Source organism: Roseburia sp. AF42-8 (assembly GCF_003435965.1).
GTDB classification, from domain to species: Bacteria; Bacillota; Clostridia; order Lachnospirales; family Lachnospiraceae; genus Roseburia_C; species Roseburia_C amylophila.
On the sequence record NZ_QTVB01000004.1, the window covers coordinates 82,820 to 102,073 of the forward strand.

Here is a 19,254-nt window from a genome sequence, read left to right on the forward strand (position 1 = left end):
AGGAATAAGATGCAGTCTTATCAGGAAATGTCAAAAGAAGAATTGTATAAGGTAAAGGAAGGTCTTGAAAAAGAGTATGCAAAATACAAGGGAATGGGTCTTTCTTTAAATATGGCAAGAGGAAAGCCGGCAGCAACCCAGCTCGACCTTGCTATGCCGATGCTGGATGTATTAAACAGCAGCAGTGAATTAATTGCAGAAGATGGTACAGACTGTAGAAATTATGGAGAATTAAAAGGAATTCCGGAAGCAAGAAAATTAATTGCAGATATGGTAGGAAGCACACCTGACCATGTCTTTGTATACGGTAATTCCAGCTTAAATGTTATGTACGATACCGTATCCCGTTCCTTTACCCACGGTGTCATGGGAAGTACACCATGGTGCAAACTGGATAAAGTAAAATTCTTATGTCCGGTACCGGGTTATGACCGTCATTTCGGAGTAACAGAATTTTTCGGTGTAGAAATGGTAAATGTACCGATGACTTCTGAAGGACCGGATATGGATATGGTAGAGCGTCTGGTAAGCAGTGATGATTCCATCAAAGGAATCTGGTGTGTACCAAAATATTCCAATCCGCAGGGAATTACTTATTCCGATGAAACTGTCCGCCGTATGGCAGCATTAAAGCCGGCAGCAGAAGATTTCCGTATTTACTGGGACAATGCCTATGTAGTACATCATCTCTATGAAGATGAGCAGGATGACCTTTTAGATATCATCAGCGAATGTGAGAAAGCCGGCAACCCGGATATGGTATATGAATTCTGCTCTACATCAAAGGTAAGCTTCCCAGGAAGCGGTATCGCAGCAATTGTAACCTCTAAGGCAAACCTTGAGTTCATTGAAAAACAGTTTACGATGCAGACCATCGGACATGATAAGATTAATCAGCTTCGTCATGTACGTTATTTCAAAAATATTGACGGAATCAATGCACATATGATGAAACAGGCAGCAATTATGCGTCCGAAGTTTGAAATGGTAGAAAGAACATTGCAGGATGAATTAGGCGAGCTTGGAATCGGTTCCTGGATTAGCCCGAAGGGTGGATACTTCATCTGCTTTAATACTTTACCGGGATGTGCAAAGAGTGTTGTTGCCAAAGCAAAAGAAGCAGGCGTTGTTATGACACCGGCAGGAGCACCTTTCCCTTATGGAAAAGACCCGGAGGATTCTGTTATCCGTATTGCACCAAGCTTCCCGACTATGGAAGAACTTGAGACAGCAACTAAAATTTTTGTACTTTGCGTCAAACTTGCAAGCGTAGAAAAACTGCTTGCAGAATAGAAAGAATCATATGAAACAGGAAAAAAGACAGGGAATTTTATTTATTATAGGAGCAGGCTTCTTCTTTGCACTGATGACATTTTTTGTCCGGCTGTCAGGAGACCTGCCTACGATGGAAAAGGCTTTTTTCCGAAATGCAGTAGCTGCCATTGTGGCAGCTTTTCTGCTCATCCGGGCAAAAGAGCCATTCTATGCACCAAAGAAAAGCTGGGGCGGACTCTTCATGCGAAGCTTCTGCGGAACGGTAGGATTAATCTGTAATTTCTATGCCATTGACCGGCTGAATATTGCAGATGCCAATATGTTAAATAAGTTATCGCCTTTCTTTGCAATTATTATGTCAACCTTTATCTTAAAGGAAAAGGCAAATAAAGTAGAATGGGGAGCAGTTGTGCTGGCATTTACCGGAGCACTACTTGTCATTAAGCCATCCTTTGATATACAGTTTGTTTACGGACTGATTGGAGCACTGGGCGGACTGGGTGCAGGAATTGCTTATACCTATGTGCGTAAATTGGGAAAAATGGGAGTGAAGGGACCGGTTATTGTCCTTTGTTTTTCACTCTTTTCCTGTGTTGTCACATTGCCATTTTTTATCATCGGATATAAGCCTATGAGCATGACACAGTTTGTCTGCCTTATGCTGGCTGGCGTATGTGCAGCAGGCGGACAGATCTGCATTACCACAGCATATACGAAAGCACCGGCAAAAGAGATATCTGTTTTTGATTACACCCAGATTGTCTTTGCAGCACTTCTTGGCATTCTGTTCCTGGATCAGATACCGGATGTCCTCAGTATTGCAGGCTATATTGTAATCATTGGAACTGCCATATTTAAGTGGCAGTATAATATGAAATACGACACCTAGAAAAGGAAATTGGAAAAGATTTCTGAAAATGCACTTTTTTACGGTAATGCGTAAAATTACAGTTGCGTTGAATCAGGCTATCACTTATAATGATACTCAAAGTAAATATATTGGGCGATTGCGAAATTGGATAGATGTACTTTCTGAAATTTTAGATATAAAAGGGTATTTGAAGTTATTTGTACTGGAATGCCAGCAGTTCTTAAGTGTATGTTTTTATCGCGTTACGCAAAACATGCCTTTTAGAACTGCGGGATTTCAGTGCAGACTCCAAATCCCCTTTCATAGCAAAATTTTGAAAGAAAAGCTGTCCCCTTTCGCAATCGCCTAAAGAAAATCACATAGAGAAGGAGAAGAAACATGTATACATTAGAAGATATTCAGGCAGTGGACATGGAAGTTGCAGATGCCATTACCAAAGAATTTGACCGTCAGAACAGCCACATTGAGCTGATCGCATCTGAGAACTGGGTAAGCCCGGCAGTAATGTCAGCAATGGGCAGTGTAATGACCAATAAATATGCAGAAGGATATCCGGGAAAGAGATATTATGGTGGATGTGACTGCGTTGATATTGTAGAGAACCTGGCAATTGAGAGAGCAAAAGAGCTGTTTGGCTGTGACTATGTAAATGTACAGCCACATTCCGGTGCACAGGCAAACATGGCTGTACAGTTTGCTATTTTAAAACCGGGTGATACCGTAATGGGAATGAACTTAGACCATGGTGGACATTTAACACACGGAAGTCCGGTAAACTTCTCCGGAACATATTTCCATATTGTGCCTTATGGTGTAAATGATGAAGGCTTCATTGACTATGACAATGTTATGCAGATTGCAATGGAATGTAAGCCAAAGATGATTATTGCAGGTGCATCTGCATATGCAAGAACCATTGATTTCAAGAAATTCCGTGAAATCGCAGATGCCTGTGGTGCAGTTCTTATGGTTGATATGGCACATATCGCAGGACTTGTTGCAGCAGGACTTCATCCAAGCCCAATCCCATATGCAGATGTTGTAACAACAACAACCCATAAGACCTTAAGAGGACCAAGAGGCGGAATGATTCTCTGCAATCAGGAAGCAGCAGATAAATATAACTTTAATAAGGCAGTATTTCCGGGAATCCAGGGTGGACCTTTAATGCATGTCATTGCAGCAAAGGCAGTCTGCTTAAAAGAAGCGTTACAGCCGGAATTCAAGGTATATCAGCAGGGTATTATTGATAATGCCCAGGCACTTTGCAAGGGATTATTAAGCCGTGACATCAGGATTGTATCCGGCGGAACTGACAACCATCTGATGTTAGTAGACCTTACTAATTATGATTTGACAGGTAAGGCAGTAGAAAAATTATTAGACTCTGTAAATATCACCTGTAATAAGAATACCATTCCGAATGATCCAAAGTCTCCATTTGTAACCAGTGGCGTCCGTCTCGGTACTGCAGCTGTTACATCAAGAGGCATGAATACAGAGGATATGGATAAGATTGCAGAAGCAATTGCCATGATGATTAAAGAGGGTGAAACAGCTTCTGAAAAAGCAAGAGCAATCGTATCAGAGTTAACTGCAAAATATCCTTTGAAATAAATTACAAAAAATTTCGTCAGGAAATTAATGATTTCTTAAGAATCTTAGGAATTATCCATGCTGTATTTCAGATAAGAAAATGATAAAATAGTCGTAAAGTATGAAAGCTTTACGGCTATTTTTTCGATTGTCAGGCATTCCTGAGAAACTGCCAACGGCAGCTTCTACAGGTAAAAGGCAGAAAAAAGGAATTATTCAGGAGGAGACAGATGAGCAAAAAGAAGGTAGGCATTATTATTGGAGTTATTGCAGCTGCAGTAGTTGCAGCCGGAGTAGGATTCTATTTCCTAAGAGGAAAGAGCAGTGGTGGAAATTCGGCAGACAAGGTATATGTAGAAAAAGTATCTGCAATCATGAACCAGTCAGCAGGAGTCAATAACCGTTACAGTGGTGTGGTAGAACCACAGGAGACCTTAGAGATAAATAAGGATTCCGAACGTAAGGTAAAGGAAGTATACGTTTCTGTTGGTGATGAAGTAGAAGAGGGAACCGTATTATTTTCCTATGATACAGAGGATTTGCAGATGCAGATAGACCAGGCAAAGCTTGAGATGGAAGGCATTGCAAATGACATTTCAAATTCAAATGCACAGATTGCAGAATTACAGAAAGAAAAAGCAAGTGCACCGGAAGACCAGCAGTTTGAATATACCACACAGATTCAGACTCTGCAGACTTCCATTAAGCAGTCAGAATATAACAAGAAAAGCAAACAGGCAGAGATTGACAAATACCAGAAATCCATCGACAACTCAGAAGTAACCAGTAAGATGGCTGGTGTTGTAAAAGAAATCAATGAAAACGGGGTGGATTCCAATGGAAATACTGTAGCATATATGAAAATATTAGCTACAGGCGAGTACCGTGTAAAGGGAACGATTGATGAGACTTCTGTAGGAACAATATCTGAGGGAACACCGGTTATTTTACGTTCCAGATTAGATGAGACGCAGACCTGGACAGGAAGTATTTCCAAGATTGATACTGAAAGCACGCAGACTGACAGTAATTCTTCTTATATGTATGATGGAAGCAGCTCCGGAGATTCTGCGTCCAAGTATTCATTCTATGTTACTTTGGACAGTACAGACGGACTGATGTTAGGACAGCATTTATATATAGAGCCGGATTACGGACAGGGCGAGGTTGAAGAAAAGGAAGGACTCTGGCTGTATGACTATTATATTGTGCAGGATGATGGAGACCCATATGTGTGGGCAGCAGATAAGAAGAACCGTCTGGAAAAACGTAAAGTGGAATTAGGCGAGCATGATGAAAATCTGGGTGAATATGAGATTAAATCCGGACTTTCTGAAGATGACCTGATTGCATTCCCGATGCAGGGACTGTATGAGGGTGTAGCTGCAGTTACCAATATGGAAGAAGTAGATTATTCTTCTCCGTTATACAATCAGGAATCTACAGATGATTCCGGTATGGATGAGGGAATGTATGATGAAGCCGGAACTGAATCTATGGATGAAGGCATGTATAATACTGACGGAACCGAATACATGGACGAAGGAATATATGATGAAGCCGGAACTGAATTAACAGATAGCGGCGAGTCAGGTGCGACAGATTCGGAGGTGGTTGAATGATTCTGAATCTGCAGCATATCTATAAAGATTACAATCAGGATAAACTGGTAGTTCCGGTATTGAAGGATGTATCTTTACAGGTAGAAGAAGGAGAATATGTTGCTATCATGGGACCGTCCGGTTCCGGAAAGACAACATTGATGAATATTATCGGATGTCTGGACAGACCGACTTCCGGAACCTATGAACTGGCAGAAAAGGATGTCTTAAACTTAAAAGACCGTGAGATGTCGGCTGTCCGACTGAACAGTATTGGATTTGTATTCCAGAGTTTTCAGCTGATGCCAAGGGAAAGTGCACTGGATAACGTATCACTTCCGCTGAGCTATGCCGGTGTAAAGAAGAAAGAACGGAAAGAAAGAGCACAGAAGGCATTGGAGCGTGTAGGCTTAGGAGACCGTTCCGGATTCCGCCCGACACAGCTTTCCGGTGGACAGAAGCAGAGAGTGGCAATTGCCCGTGCCATGGTAAATAATCCGAAGATTTTACTGGCGGATGAGCCGACCGGAGCATTGGACCAGAAATCCGGTAAACAGATTATGGAACTGTTCCAGAGCCTGAATGATGAGGGCGTTACCATTGTCATGATTACCCACGATATTAATATTGCAAAGCAGGCAAAGAGAATCCTCCATATAGTAGACGGAGAAATATTTACAGACGATGAGGAGGGCAAGGCATGAAAAAGAAAGTTATAATTGCAATTCTAATCGTAGTTTTAACCGGAGGTGGAATCACCGGAGGAGTAGTAGGATACCGGGCATACCAGAACAGTAAGCTGGTAGCAGAGGTACAGTCAGTATCCATGTTAAATACCGGTTTCTGGGGTGACAGCATGGAAAGTGACGGAACCGTGACCAATGGACAGCAGCAGGATGTTTATGTCAGCACAGAGCAGACCGTTCAGAAAGTATTTGTAACAGAAGGACAGGAAGTATCCGAAGGTGACCCACTGTTACAGTATGATATGACCAATATTGACCTTGCAATTGAGATGAAGAAATTAGACATCCAGACGACCGAAAATAATATTGCTGTAGCACAGAAGGAATTGGAAAAGCTTAAAAATACCAAGCCGGTCAGCAATACCACAACAAGTACACCGTCTGTAGACAGTGTGACACCATCAGCACCGGAAACACCATCTACGGATACTTCTGTAACCACACCGGATACGGTAGAAGAGAAGAACGGAGATGCCTATAATTATATTTCAACAACGGCGCAGCCATATACCGGAGATGGAAGCCAGGAGAATCCATACCGCTTCTTATGTACAAAGGAAGCATATGTCTATGGAAGCTATCTGAATACATTGAAAAGTGAGGGGAAGGTTGCGGTATTTGAAATTCATGACGGAAATACCGTAGCCGGAACCTTAATCAGTGCATGGACAAAAGTCGGTGCAGCTTTAGAGGAAGCAGACCCGGATGCAAAATGGTATGTTATTGATGGAAGTAAAGTAATTAATGAGCCGGATATCCCGGATACCCCGGTCGAACCGGTTGTACCGGATACACCATCTGTACCGGATGATAACCAGCAGAGCGGATATACGGCAGATGAACTGGCAAAAGAGATTGCGGATAAAGAAAAAGAACTGACTAAGCTTGATCTGGATAAAAGAAAAGCGGAGCTTGCGTTGAAACAGATGGAAAGCCAGTCAGAAGATGGAATGGTTTATGCTGAGTTTAATGGTACCGTAAAGAAAGCAGGAGATCCGGATAATCTTCCAAATGATGGAAGTGCATTTTTGACACTTTCCGGTTCGGATGGTCTATATGTAAAAGGAATACTAAATGAGCTTGCATTGGAACAGGTGAAGGTGGGACAGAGTGTTACAGCAACCTCCTGGAGCACCGGAATGGTATTCGATGCAACGATAACAGAGATTAATGATTACCCGGAAGATGCAAATGGATATTATGGCAGTGGTAATCCAAATGCCTCCTATTATGGTTATACTGCATATATTGAAGACAGTACCGGACTTAGCAATGGAGATAACTTAAGCCTTTCCATCAATCTTGGCGGAGATGAAGATGCTTCTGATAAGATTTATCTGGATAAAGCGTATGTGCGTAAGGAAGATGGTAAGAGCTATGTCATGAAGGATGATGGAACCGGTCATCTGGTAAAGCAGTATGTGAAGACAGGAAAGACCATATACGGATATGCAGTAGAAATCAAATCCGGAGTTACAATGGATGATTATCTTGCTTTTCCATATGGCAAGACAGCAAAAGAAGGAGTCAAAACCAATAAGGATGAAGATTCCGGAACTGAAATGTATTAGTAGGAGGGACGAACATGTTAGAAAATTTAAGATTATCTTTTCAGGGTATCTGGTCACACAAGATGCGTTCCTTCTTAACTATGCTGGGTATTATTATTGGTATTGCAGCAATTATTGCAATTGTATCTACGATTAAAGGAACGAATGAACAGATTGAGCAGAACCTGATTGGCGCAGGCGATAACAATGTTACAGTGCAGTTGTATCAGGGAGATTATTCCATGGATTTTTCCTATGGAAGTGTACCGGGTGGAATTCCGGTAATTACAAATGAAGCACTGGAGCAGATTAAAGATCTGGATGAAGTAGAGGATGCATCTTTATTCCTTTCCAGACAGGATTATGATGGAGCATACTATAAAAATACTTCTCTTTCCGGCGGTTATATTATGGGAGTAGACAATGGCTACTTTAATACTGCGGGAATGATTATGAAGAGCGGGCGCTGCTTTACCGAAGAGGACTACAGTGATTTTGCAAAGGTCGCAATCTTAGATGAAGATTCTGCAGAAGCATTATTTCAGGGCGAGAATCCAATTGGAAAGACCATTGAGATTAAGCAGCAGCCATATATTGTTGTAGGAATTGCAACCAAGAGCGAGCAGTTCGAACCGGTTATCAATTCCATGGATGATTATTATACTTATTCCCAGGACAGCAGTGGTAAGATTTATGTACCATCTGTAACCTGGCCGATTATCTATCGTTATGACGAACCACAGCAGGTTCTCATTAAAGCAAAGAGCACCAGCGATATGACCAATGCAGGAAAGAAGAGTGCCGATATTTTAAATGGCTATCTTGCAACATCGGATGATACCATTAAGTACAAATCCGAAGACTTACTGGAGCAGGCAAAACAAATTCAGCAGTTGAGCCAGTCCACCAATACCATGTTAATCTGGATTGCCGGAATTTCCCTTCTGGTTGGCGGTATCGGTGTAATGAATATCATGCTGGTATCCGTAACGGAGCGTACCAGTGAGATTGGTCTGAAGAAAGCAATCGGAGCAAGAAAGTCTGTTATCTTAGGACAGTTCTTAACCGAGGCAGCAGTACTTACCAGTTTAGGCGGATTGATTGGAGTTCTGGTGGGAATCATATTAGCTGAGATTATCTCAAAACTTAGTACCACACCGGTTGCCATCAGTGCACCGGCAGCCGTAGGCGGCGTGGTATTCTCCATGATTATCGGAATTATTTTCGGTCTTCTGCCATCCTATAAGGCAGCAAACTTAGACCCAATCGAGGCATTGCGTCACGAGTAAAAAATAGAAAAATGTAGACCTATAGGACAAGATGTAAAAAAGAGAGGAAAATTCAGAAGATGAAATTTCCTCTCTTTTATGTTGCATTTTTATGGCGTAAATGGGCTGTTTTTATATCAGAAAGACCAAGAAAATAATCGGAAGAAACACTATAGTAATGGCAGAGCTTCAGAAGATGGCGGATAGGAAGCTCATTAGCACCACGCTCATAGCGGGCGTACATGGTCTGGGAAGTTCCGAGAACGTCGGCAATTTCCTGCTGGGTTTTGTCATGGTCTTCGCGTAAATTACGCATTCGCTGTATATAATCCATATAATCTCCAAATCTAAAAATAAATCCGGAATTTTTCAAAAATAAATTTATATAATTCTCAAAAAATCCAGAATATATCCTAAAAATAATATGTCTTGCAGAGGACTTTTTTAATTTATCATAATAAAGATGTTTACTATTGATTTTAGTAAATATATGTACTAAAATAGAGAGCAGTTCAAATGATAACAGGAAGATAAAAAGGAAAGGCGGACATTTATGAAAAACAGAAAGATTTCAACAGCAATAGCGGAAAAAGTTATGACAGGAGTATTAACGATACTTATGGCAATATCAGTTACAGCCTGTGGCAGCACGAAAGAGCAGGCAAATCCAGCCGCCACAGAAGTGACCGAAGCAGTTGTCACAACTGAGACAGAGAGCGAGACAGCAACGGAGGCAAAGGTAGAAAATGAGATCGTGACAGAGACCGAGGCAGTGACGGAGACAGAAACAGAGGAGCCGGTGCTGTTTCGGGTGAAGGTTACGAATTCAAATGGAGCATATTTAACAGACCAGCCAAGCAGTGAAGTATATAGTGAATACTTTTTGGTGGAAAATGGAACAGAGTTTGATGTATTAGAAGTTTTTGAAAATGATACAGAGGCGGCTACCTTTTATGGGGTTGATTGGAATGGACATAGAGAGTTTTTGTGGGATAAAGATGTCACCGTTATCGACTAACCATACATTCATCACATTTTTCAGTAACACAGTATTTTAGATATAAAGAACTGCAAAAATTTTGTTAAAAGAAAAATCGCTTAGACCGTGAATGTGCCAAGGCACATTCTTTTTCCAGAAATGAACATGGATATAGTAAAAAGTAACAAAAATTCCTTCCGAATTTTGTTATGGGTTTTATGGTTTTACGATGGTTTACGATGGTTTACGATGGTTTACGAATGGAAAACTTGATAACATAGTCAAATTATGATATGATGTGACTATAATATAGGCGGAGGTGTTTTTATGCATGCATTACAGGAAACAATACGACCATCTGCAGATTTAAGAAATCATTATAGTGAAATTTCAAAACAATGCAGAGAAAAAAATGAAGCGGTTATAATCACAGTAAACGGTCGGGGTGATACAGTCTCTCTTTCGTATGAGGAATATAAAAGAATGAAGTCAAGAATAGAACTTTTGGAAATTCTTACAGAAGCGGAAGATGATGTAAAGAATGGTAGAGTAGCACCGGTTCGTGAAACATTTGATGATTTAAGACAAATGCTTGGGGAGGAATAGAATTATTGAAATATGAAGTTGTTCGTACAGAAACGGCAGATGCGCAGATTAGAAAAATCGTATTGTATATAGCCGAAAATTTTGGTAATAAGGTTGCACTGGAAAAATTAGAAGAACTGGAACAGAATATTCTTGATTTGGCGGTTCATCCATTAAAGGGGGGAGAACCGCATTATCTTGTATTGAAAAGACAAGGGTATCGGGTGTTGATATTGGAAAAAAATCTGGTTTTCTATAAGATAAATGAAGAAAATAAAAGAGTTATAATCTATGCTGTTGTTGACCAACGCCAGGATTACTTAAATATAATCAGAGGATTGTAGAATCCCCTTGCGTAAATCCAATCCCCGCGCTATAATAGGAAACAGAATAAAAACAGCGTTTGACGAAAGCTAAGATTGACGGAATAATTCAGAGAGCCGGCGGCTGGTGTGAGCCGGTATTAGGAAGCAATTGGTCCACTTTCGGAGGCTGGTGGTGAAAGCCACGGGTTCGTACCCCTTATGATACGCAATGAAGTGGTCGCAGGCAAAGAAGAGAAGACGTAAAAAGAGATGCGGCAAAATGGGTGGCAACGCGGAACGGTAGATAAGCCTTTCGTCCCATGTATGAAAATGCATGGGATGGAAGGCATTTTTTATGCGAGTAGCGAGAAAAATCGCATGCTTGCATGCAGATTTGGCGACCGCCGCATGCTTACGAATCAATCCTATAAAATTTTCAAAAAAAGCACATGATATCAAAGAAGGAGAACAAAGATGATTGATTTAAAATTCTTACGGGAAAATCCGGACATCGTAAAAGAGAACATTAAGAAGAAATTCCAGGATCACAAATTGCCACTGGTAGACGAGGTAATTGAGTTAGATGAGCAGGCAAGAAGTGCACAGCAGGAAGCAGATGCATTACGTGCAAACCGTAACAGTATTTCCAAGCAGATTGGTGCATTGATGGGACAGGGCAGGAAAGACGAAGCTATGGCATTAAAAGAGCAGGTAAGCAAAGATGCAGCCCGCCTTGCAGAGTTAGAAGAGCAGGAAAAAGATTTACAGGAAAAGATTACCAGGATTATGATGACAATTCCAAACATCATTGACCCATCTGTTCCGATTGGAAAAGATGATTCCTGTAACGTAGAAATTGAAAAATTTGGTGAGCCGGTTGTTCCGGATTTTGAAATCCCATATCATACCGATATCATGGATCGTTTCCATGGTATTGATTTGGACGCAGCAGGAAAAGTTGCGGGAAATGGCTTCTACTATCTGATGGGAGACATTGCAAGAGTACATTCTGCAGTTATTTCTTATGCAAGAGATTTCATGATTGACCGTGGATTCACATACTGTGTACCACCATTTATGATTCGGAGCAATGTTGTAACCGGTGTTATGAGTTTTGATGAAATGGATGCCATGATGTATAAAATCGAAGGCGAGGATTTGTATCTGATTGGTACTTCTGAGCATTCCATGATTGGTAAATTCATTGATACCATCAATGATGAAGAAAAACTTCCATATACCCTGACCAGCTACTCTCCATGTTTCCGTAAAGAAAAAGGAGCACATGGTATTGAAGAACGTGGTGTATATCGTATCCACCAGTTTGAGAAGCAGGAAATGATTGTTGTATGTAAGCCGGAAGAGTCCAAAGAGTGGTATGACAAGCTCTGGAAGAATACCGTAGATTTGTTCCGCAGCTTAGATATTCCGGTACGTACCCTTGAGTGCTGTTCCGGAGATTTAGCAGACCTGAAAGTGAAATCCTGTGACGTAGAAGCATGGTCTCCACGTCAGAAGAAATACTTCGAAGTAGGAAGCTGCTCTAACTTAGGCGATGCACAGGCAAGAAGACTGAAAATCCGTGTCAAAGGCAAGGATGGAAATAAATATTTCGCACATACCTTAAATAATACTGTAGTTGCACCACCTCGTATGCTGATTGCGTTCTTAGAGAACAACCTCAATGCGGACGGAAGCGTAAATATTCCAAAGGCATTGCAGCCATATATGGGTGGAAAAGAAAAACTGATTCCACTGGATTAATAGAAAATAAGAATTTTGGAAACTGATTTTAGAAAATGAGTTTCAAACAGTGAGAAAATCAAAAGAAACAGGAAACTGTGTTTTGTGTATAAAATTCACAAGACACAGTTTCTTTTTTATGAAGAACTATTGTGAAAAGTGTGATAATTATTGATAAAAATAACCGAATATTGTATAATATATACAAATACTGTGATGAATCACGACAAAAAACAACCTGTGAGGGGAGCAATACAGGTATCATACAAAGGAGGGGCACATGGCAGAACCAAGAGAATTGATTCTGAAACTCGGTCAGAAAATTACAGACCGAATCGGAGTGAAAGTTACGGAAAATGACCCGGAATACTGGGGACTTGCCGGAGTGGTAACGGATGAGATGGCAGAAGTTGCACTGGCAATGAAAGTCAGAGTACCGGCTACCGCAGCAGAAGTAGCAAAGAAATGTAAGAAGAGCGTAGAACGGACCGAAGAACTGTTAGAGCAGATGAGTGTCATCGGACTGATTGAATACAACCGGGAAAATGAAGATCATCATAAGCAGTACATACTGCCAATGTTTGTTCCGGGCTGTGCAGAATTCATGGTAATGAATAAAGAGCAGGTGGAAACACATCCGGAGATTGCAGATTTCTTTGAACAGATGTCAAAACTTCCGCTGGAGAAAGTAACACCGATGGTTCCGCTGGGTGGAGCAGGAATCGGAATGCATGTTATTCCGGTAGAGAAAGCAATCCCGGCAAACCAGCAGTCGGCAAGCGTGGAGCATATTTCCCACTGGCTCAATAAATATGATAAATATTCCGTTGGCGCATGTTCCTGCAGACGGCAACAGCGAATCCGTGGGGAGGGAACCGGAGACTTAGAGGATGATTTATGTATTGGTGTCGGTGATATGGCAGATTACTGTGTAGAGACTGGAAAGGGCCGTTACATTGATTATGATGAAGTAATGGAGATTCTGCAGCGAGCAGAGGATAATGGCTATGTCCATCAGATTACGAACATTGATGGAGAAGATAAAATCTTTGCAATCTGTAACTGTGCAGTCGGTGTATGTAATGCATTGCGTACATCCCAGCTTTTCAACACACCAAATATGTCACGCTCCGCATACCGTGCCAGTGTAGAGCCGGAGAAATGTGTAGCCTGCGGAAGATGTGTAGAGTACTGTCCGGCTGGTGCAGCAAAGCTCGGACAGAAATTATGCACCAAAGATGGTGGACATATTACCTATCCGCAGCAGGAGCTTCCGGATACCACCAAGTGGGGACCGGAAAAATGGAATCCAAATTACAGGGATGATAACCAGATTAACTGTTATGACACCGGTACCGCACCATGTAAGACAGCATGTCCGGCACATCTTCCGGTACAGGGATATATTAAAATGGCATCTCAGGGAAGATATCTGGATGCATTGAAGCTGATTAAGACGGAGAATCCGTTCCCGGCAGTATGTGGAGCAATCTGTAACCGCCGCTGCGAAGATGCATGTACCAGGGGAACCATTGACCAGGCAGTAGCTATTGATGAAATCAAGAAATTCATTGCGGAACAGGAGCTCCATGCAGAGAAGCGTTATATTCCACCAATGTTGAATTATTCTGGAAAGCCTTTTGAGGAGAAGGTAGCAGTAATCGGAGCAGGACCGGCAGGAATGTCAGCCGCATTCTATTTAAAGAAAATGGGTTATCCGGTTACTGTATTTGAAAAAGAAAAAAGACCGGGTGGTATGCTGATGAATGGTATTCCATCTTTCCGTCTGGAAAAAGATGTGATCAATGCAGAAATCGATGTGCTGCGCGAGATGGGGGTAGAATTCAGGTGCGGCGTAGAAGTTGGCGAGGACATCACCATAGCACAGTTGCGTGAACAGGGGTATAAAGCATTTTACATAGCAATTGGTGCACAGGGCGGACGTATGACCGGAGTACCGGGAGAAGATGCCGTAGGCGTAGAAACCGGAGTAGACTTCTTGCGTCGTGTCAATTTAAATGAAGAAGGCGTGAAATTATCCGGCAAGACCGTAGTAATCGGTGGAGGAAATGTAGCAGTAGACGTTGCAAGAACCGCACTTCGTACCGGATCTTCCGATGTATCCATGTTCTGTCTGGAATCAAGAGATATTATGCCGGCAGCCGATGATGAGGTGGCAGAGGCAGAAGAAGAGGGCATTGTGGTAAATAATTCCTGGGGACCAAAGGAAATCCTTACCGAGAATGGCAAAGTAACCGCAGTGGTATTCAAAAAATGCATCTCTGTACTGGATGAGAATAAACGGTTTTCACCAAAATATGACGAAGAAGAATTATTAACCGTTCCTTGTGACCAGGTATTATTATCCATTGGACAGTCCATTAAGTGGGGGGCTTTATTAGAAGGAACCAGAGTGGAATTTAATCCGAACGGAACCTTAAAGGCAGACCCGGTAACATATCAGACCGGAGAACCGGATATTTTTACCGGTGGAGATAACTATACCGGACCAAGATTTGCCATTGATGCCATTGCAGCAGGAAAAGAAGGCTGTGTATCTATACACCGCTTTGTTCATGAAGGACAGAGCCTTACTTTGGGCCGTAACAGAAGACAGTTCATTGAGCTGGATAAAGACAATATTAAAGTTGAGACCTTTGACAATGCAAAACGTCAGGTGCCGGGACATAAGGCTGGAGATGCAAAGCATACTTTCCATGATTTACGAAGCACCTTTACCGAGGAGCAGGTACAGAAGGAAGCAAACCGCTGCTTAGGCTGTGGTGCTACCGTAGTAGACCCGAATAAGTGTATCGGCTGTGGAATCTGTACAACGAAGTGCGAATTTGACGCCATCCACTTAAGCCGTGACCTGCCGGATGCAAGCCGCATGGTAAAATCAGAAGACAAGTTAAAGGCAATCTTCCCATATATGTTAAAGCGTGAGATTAAGATTAAATTCAAAGGCAGGAAGAAATAAAAAGCAGGATGTGAGTGTATGCATGAACTGGGAATTATCATTCATATTTCCAAAACATTAAAGGAAGTAGCAGAAGAAAATGAAGTAACGAAGATAGGCTCTGTTACTCTGGAAATCGGGGAAGTCAGCGGAATTGTCCCGGAATACCTTTTAGACTGCTGGGATTATTACCGGAAGAAATCAGACCTGTTATCGGAATCGGAACTGCGTATCGAGACGCTTCCGGCGGTAACCATGTGCGAGAATTGCAAAAAGACTTATCCGACTGTAAAATTCGGCAGACAATGTCCGTACTGTAAGAGTGATGACACCTATCTGCTGACGGGAAATGAATGCAGTATCAAAGAAATGGAAGCCTGTTGAGGCAGATTTTCTGAATAAAAGTATTACAAAAGAAAGAAGGGGTTAAAAATGTTGTTTCATGTTTATGGAGGAAATGCAGTTTATCAATGGATTGCCATGCTGGCGGTCTTAGCCGGACTTATTTTATTAAATGAGTTCGCCAGAAGAACCAAATTTGGTGGTCTTGTTATGTTCGGTATAATTCCACTTGCACTTACCGTATATTTTATCGTAATTGCAGTATGTGCCGGACAGGGAATCGACTGGGCAGTAAATAACCAGACACATCTTTATATGAATGGCTGGTTCCATTATGCGAAACTGTATGCAGCACTTGCCGGATGTATCGGCTTTATGATGATTAAGTATGAATGGGGCATTGGAAAGAAACAGTGGTTCCGCGCATTCCCATTTGTAATTGTAGCAATTAATATTTTGATTGCAGTAGCCAGCGATTTCGAATCTGCAATCAACGGCTGGTATTCCTGGTGGTTATCTTCCGAAGATGTATGGCTCTATGGTGGCTGGCACAACGTAATGAACGGAATCGCAGGAATCTTAAATATCCTTTGCATGACAGGTTGGTGGAAAGTATATTCCTCCAAAGACAAGAAAGATATGATCTGGCCGGATATGATCTGGGTTTACATTGTAGTATATGATATCTGGAACTTCGCTTATACCTACAATTGTCTGCCAACCCACTCCTGGTTCTGTGGTGTAGCACTGCTTTTAGCACCTACTATTGCAGCATTAATCTGGAACAAGGGTGGCTGGATTATGAACCGTGCAAATACACTGGCAATCTGGTGTATGTTTGCCCAGATTTTTCCACTGTTTCAGGAGACTGCTGCCGATGGAACAACCTATTATCCATGGGCAACCATTTCCAGACAGTATGCAGACGGAACGGTAAATGGCATTGTAGCAGGAACTTCGAACAATGCAGATCCGACCGCAATGACAATCGTCAGCGCACTGGCACTGATTGTAAATGCCATTGCTTTAGGATACATCATTTACAAATCTGTAAAGAACAAGAAGAATCCGTATACCAACGAAGTATTTACAGACTTCAAGTATTATAAAGATGCACTGGCAAGAGCAGATGTAAAATAAGATATAATTGAGGAACTGGAAATGAAAGTAATTGAAGTAAAAAGAAGTATATTTGAAAATAATGATAAGGATGCTGCCAGCTTAAGAGAACAGTTGAAGGGAGAGAAAACATTTCTCTTAAATCTGATGTCTTCACCGGGAAGTGGCAAGACTTCTACCCTGGTGCCAACGGTCAATGAGCTGTTAAAGGACTACCGGGTAGGAGTCATGGAAGCGGATATTGATTCCGATGTAGATGCATGGACGATTGCTGATAAGACAAAGGCAAAGGTTGTGCAGCTTCATACCGGCGGTATGTGCCATCTGGATGCAGACATGACCAGACAGGGCTTGAAGGAGCTTGGCACGGAGGATGTAGATATTGCTATCCTTGAAAATGTAGGAAACCTTGTCTGCCCGGCAGAGTTTGATACCGGAGCAGTGAAGAATGCAATGATTTTGTCCGTACCGGAAGGACACGACAAGCCATTGAAATATCCATTAATCTTTACTGTATGCGATGCACTTATTATCAATAAAATTGATGTGCTGCCATATTTTGACTTTGATATGGATAAGGTAAAGGAGTATGCATGGAAACGGAATCCGAATCTTAAGATATTCCCAATCTCCGCAAAGACCGGAGAGGGAATGGAAGCATGGTACTCCTGGCTGAAAGAAGAAGCAGATAAATGGATGAAATAAAGCATCCTTTTGGGTGAGAAAACAGCCGGAAACATCACAAAAAAACTAGCAAAAGAACAAAAAATAATTAATTGATTTAAAAATACCCTTGCAATAGGGATAAAAAAGTGCTATAGTCCTAGCTGTAGACGAAGATGTCAAAAACACGGAAACGTGTTTTTGGCATCTTTTTTTACTTTACAGGAAATTGCTTTCCTGTAAAGTAAAAAACGCTCCGCGAGGATGCACACTGCGGCGTATAAGGCAGATATCGCAAGCGACCGCTGCAGGCACGAGAATGTGCCAAGGCACATGCTTTGCTTCGTGCGCTACTCGCATAAAGAGTTTCTCAAGTGAAAAGAAGGAGGATTAGATATGAATACTGGAGATACAGCCTTTATGCTGATTGCAACAGCACTTGTGTTTTTTATGACACCGGGACTTGCATTTTTCTATGGAGGTCTTGTACGAAGAAAGAATGTATGTAACACGATGATGGCATGTGTGGCAATCATGGGATTGTCGGTAGTGCTTTGGACACTGTTTGGTTATTCCCTTGCATTTGGTGGCAACCACGGAGGTATCATCGGAGATTTCCGTTGGATAGCCTTGAATGGTGTAGGCTGGGAGGCAGGACCTTATGCAGATACCATTCCACATCTTTTATTCTGTGCATTTCAGATGATGTTCGCCATGATTACACCGGCACTGATTACCGGTTCCTTAGTAGGAAGAATGAAGTTTAAGGCACTGTTTCTCTTTGTAACACTATGGTCCTTTGTTGTATATTATCCACTGGCACATATGGTCTGGGGAGAGGGCGGACTTTTAGCAGCGATTGGCTCTGTTGACTTTGCAGGAGGAGATGTGGTACATATCAGTTCCGGAATCAGCGCACTGGTTCTGGCAATCATACTTGGAAGAAGACGTGGCTATGAGCAGGTAACTTATCGTATTCATAATATCCCGTTTGTTGTATTGGGAGCATCCCTTTTATGGTTTGGCTGGTTTGGATTTAATGCAGGAAGTGCACTGGCAGCCGATGGACTGGCAGCCCATGCATTTATGACATCTGCAATTTCTGCAGCAGCAGCCTTATTATCCTGGATGTTTATTGATGTTGTAAAAGAAGGAAAGCCAACCCTGGTCGGCGCATCCACCGGACTTGTAGTAGGACTTGTGGCAATTACACCGGGTGCAGGATTTGTTCCAATCTGGTCAGCATTTATTATCGGAGCTTTGGTCAGTCCGATTTGTTACTTCGGAGTTGCACTTATTAAGAAAAAACTGAAAATTGATGATGCGCTGGATGCATTTGGATGCCATGGAATCGGCGGTATCTGGGGTGGAATTGCCACCGGAATTTTTGCGCAGAAATCCATTAACAGTACTGCAAAATGGGATGGACTGGTGTTTGGAGATTACCGTCTTTTCCTGGCACAGCTGGAAGGAATTTTAATTACCATTGTAATTGCAGTGGCTGGTACCCTGCTTTGTGTAGCAGTGGTAAGAATCTTTACTCCACTTCGTGTGAGCTTAAAAGAAGAACAGCTTGGACTGGATGTAACACAGCATGGAGAAAATGCTTATCCAAGCTTCAACGGATTAGACCAGTAGGATAGAAAAGGAGA

Annotated in this window: 17 protein-coding genes; 16 read left to right on the top strand and 1 reads right to left on the bottom strand. The window is 41.9% G+C overall.

The annotated features are described in order from the left end of the window. The first annotated feature begins 9 nt into the window (after positions 1–9). From DW059_RS02970 to DW059_RS03005, 7 genes are all read left to right on the top strand, one after another. Entirely contained in the window at positions 10–1,293 is a 1,284-nt protein-coding gene (locus DW059_RS02970) for an aminotransferase class I/II-fold pyridoxal phosphate-dependent enzyme (protein WP_117697549.1), read from the top strand. 10 nt (positions 1,294–1,303) lie between these two features. Beyond that, positions 1,304–2,164: a DMT family transporter gene (locus tag DW059_RS02975; RefSeq protein WP_117697551.1), complete on the top strand. Its 861-nt coding sequence runs from the start codon at positions 1,304–1,306 to the stop codon at positions 2,162–2,164. 360 nt (positions 2,165–2,524) lie between these two features. Next, entirely contained in the window at positions 2,525–3,763 is a 1,239-nt protein-coding gene (gene glyA / locus DW059_RS02985; RefSeq protein WP_117697555.1) for a serine hydroxymethyltransferase, read from the top strand. Positions 3,764–3,972: 209 nt separating this feature from the next. Next, positions 3,973–5,364 carry an efflux RND transporter periplasmic adaptor subunit gene (locus tag DW059_RS02990; RefSeq protein WP_117697557.1) on the top strand — a complete coding sequence of 464 codons (1,392 nt, stop codon included), beginning with the start codon at positions 3,973–3,975 and terminating at the stop codon, positions 5,362–5,364. Next, positions 5,361–6,047, top strand: a complete 687-nt coding sequence (locus DW059_RS02995; RefSeq protein WP_117697558.1) for an ABC transporter ATP-binding protein — start codon at positions 5,361–5,363, stop codon at positions 6,045–6,047. Before DW059_RS02990 ends, DW059_RS02995 begins: the two co-directional genes overlap by 4 nt. After that, the gene (locus DW059_RS03000; RefSeq protein WP_117697560.1) at positions 6,044–7,660 is read left to right on the top strand and encodes a biotin/lipoyl-binding protein; all 1,617 of its coding nucleotides are present in this window, start codon (positions 6,044–6,046) and stop codon (positions 7,658–7,660) included. The genes DW059_RS02995 and DW059_RS03000 overlap by 4 nt, the downstream gene beginning before the upstream one ends. 14 nt (positions 7,661–7,674) lie before the next feature. Further along, positions 7,675–8,928, top strand: a complete 1,254-nt coding sequence (locus DW059_RS03005; RefSeq protein WP_117697562.1) for an ABC transporter permease — start codon at positions 7,675–7,677, stop codon at positions 8,926–8,928. Between the two features lie 76 nt (positions 8,929–9,004). Here the strand turns inward: DW059_RS03005 and DW059_RS03010 are convergent, their stop codons facing one another. Further along, positions 9,005–9,241, bottom strand: a complete 237-nt coding sequence (locus tag DW059_RS03010) for a helix-turn-helix domain-containing protein (RefSeq protein ID WP_117697564.1) — start codon at positions 9,239–9,241, stop codon at positions 9,005–9,007. Positions 9,242–9,460: 219 nt separating this feature from the next. Between DW059_RS03010 and DW059_RS03015 the strand changes: the two genes are divergently transcribed. The 9 genes from DW059_RS03015 (at position 9,461) to DW059_RS03055 (ending at position 19,240) form a co-directional block, all read left to right on the top strand. Beyond that, positions 9,461–9,925 carry a hypothetical protein gene (locus tag DW059_RS03015; protein ID WP_117697566.1) on the top strand — a complete coding sequence of 155 codons (465 nt, stop codon included), beginning with the start codon at positions 9,461–9,463 and terminating at the stop codon, positions 9,923–9,925. A 288-nt stretch (positions 9,926–10,213) separates the two neighbouring features. Beyond that, positions 10,214–10,492, top strand: coding sequence for a type II toxin-antitoxin system Phd/YefM family antitoxin (locus tag DW059_RS03020; protein WP_117697568.1), 279 nt, complete (start codon positions 10,214–10,216; stop codon positions 10,490–10,492). 5 nt (positions 10,493–10,497) lie between these two features. Beyond that, entirely contained in the window at positions 10,498–10,815 is a 318-nt protein-coding gene (locus DW059_RS03025; RefSeq protein ID WP_117697569.1) for a type II toxin-antitoxin system RelE/ParE family toxin, read from the top strand. Between the two features lie 435 nt (positions 10,816–11,250). Further along, the gene (gene serS / locus DW059_RS03030; RefSeq protein ID WP_117697571.1) at positions 11,251–12,540 is read left to right on the top strand and encodes a serine--tRNA ligase; all 1,290 of its coding nucleotides are present in this window, start codon (positions 11,251–11,253) and stop codon (positions 12,538–12,540) included. Between the two features lie 259 nt (positions 12,541–12,799). Beyond that, positions 12,800–15,499 carry an FAD-dependent oxidoreductase gene (locus DW059_RS03035; protein ID WP_117697573.1) on the top strand — a complete coding sequence of 900 codons (2,700 nt, stop codon included), beginning with the start codon at positions 12,800–12,802 and terminating at the stop codon, positions 15,497–15,499. A gap of 18 nt (positions 15,500–15,517) precedes the next feature. Further along, positions 15,518–15,862: a hydrogenase maturation nickel metallochaperone HypA gene (locus DW059_RS03040; protein ID WP_117697576.1), complete on the top strand. Its 345-nt coding sequence runs from the start codon at positions 15,518–15,520 to the stop codon at positions 15,860–15,862. 48 nt (positions 15,863–15,910) lie between these two features. Beyond that, positions 15,911–16,960, top strand: coding sequence for a DUF5692 family protein (locus DW059_RS03045; RefSeq protein WP_117697578.1), 1,050 nt, complete (start codon positions 15,911–15,913; stop codon positions 16,958–16,960). Positions 16,961–16,981: 21 nt separating this feature from the next. Continuing rightward, positions 16,982–17,644 (top strand): hydrogenase nickel incorporation protein HypB, encoded by a 663-nt coding sequence (gene hypB / locus DW059_RS03050; RefSeq protein WP_022243938.1) that lies wholly within the window; start codon positions 16,982–16,984, stop codon positions 17,642–17,644. A 354-nt stretch (positions 17,645–17,998) separates the two neighbouring features. Then, positions 17,999–19,240, top strand: a complete 1,242-nt coding sequence (locus tag DW059_RS03055) for an ammonium transporter (protein ID WP_117697580.1) — start codon at positions 17,999–18,001, stop codon at positions 19,238–19,240. Positions 19,241–19,254: the final 14 nt, after the last annotated feature.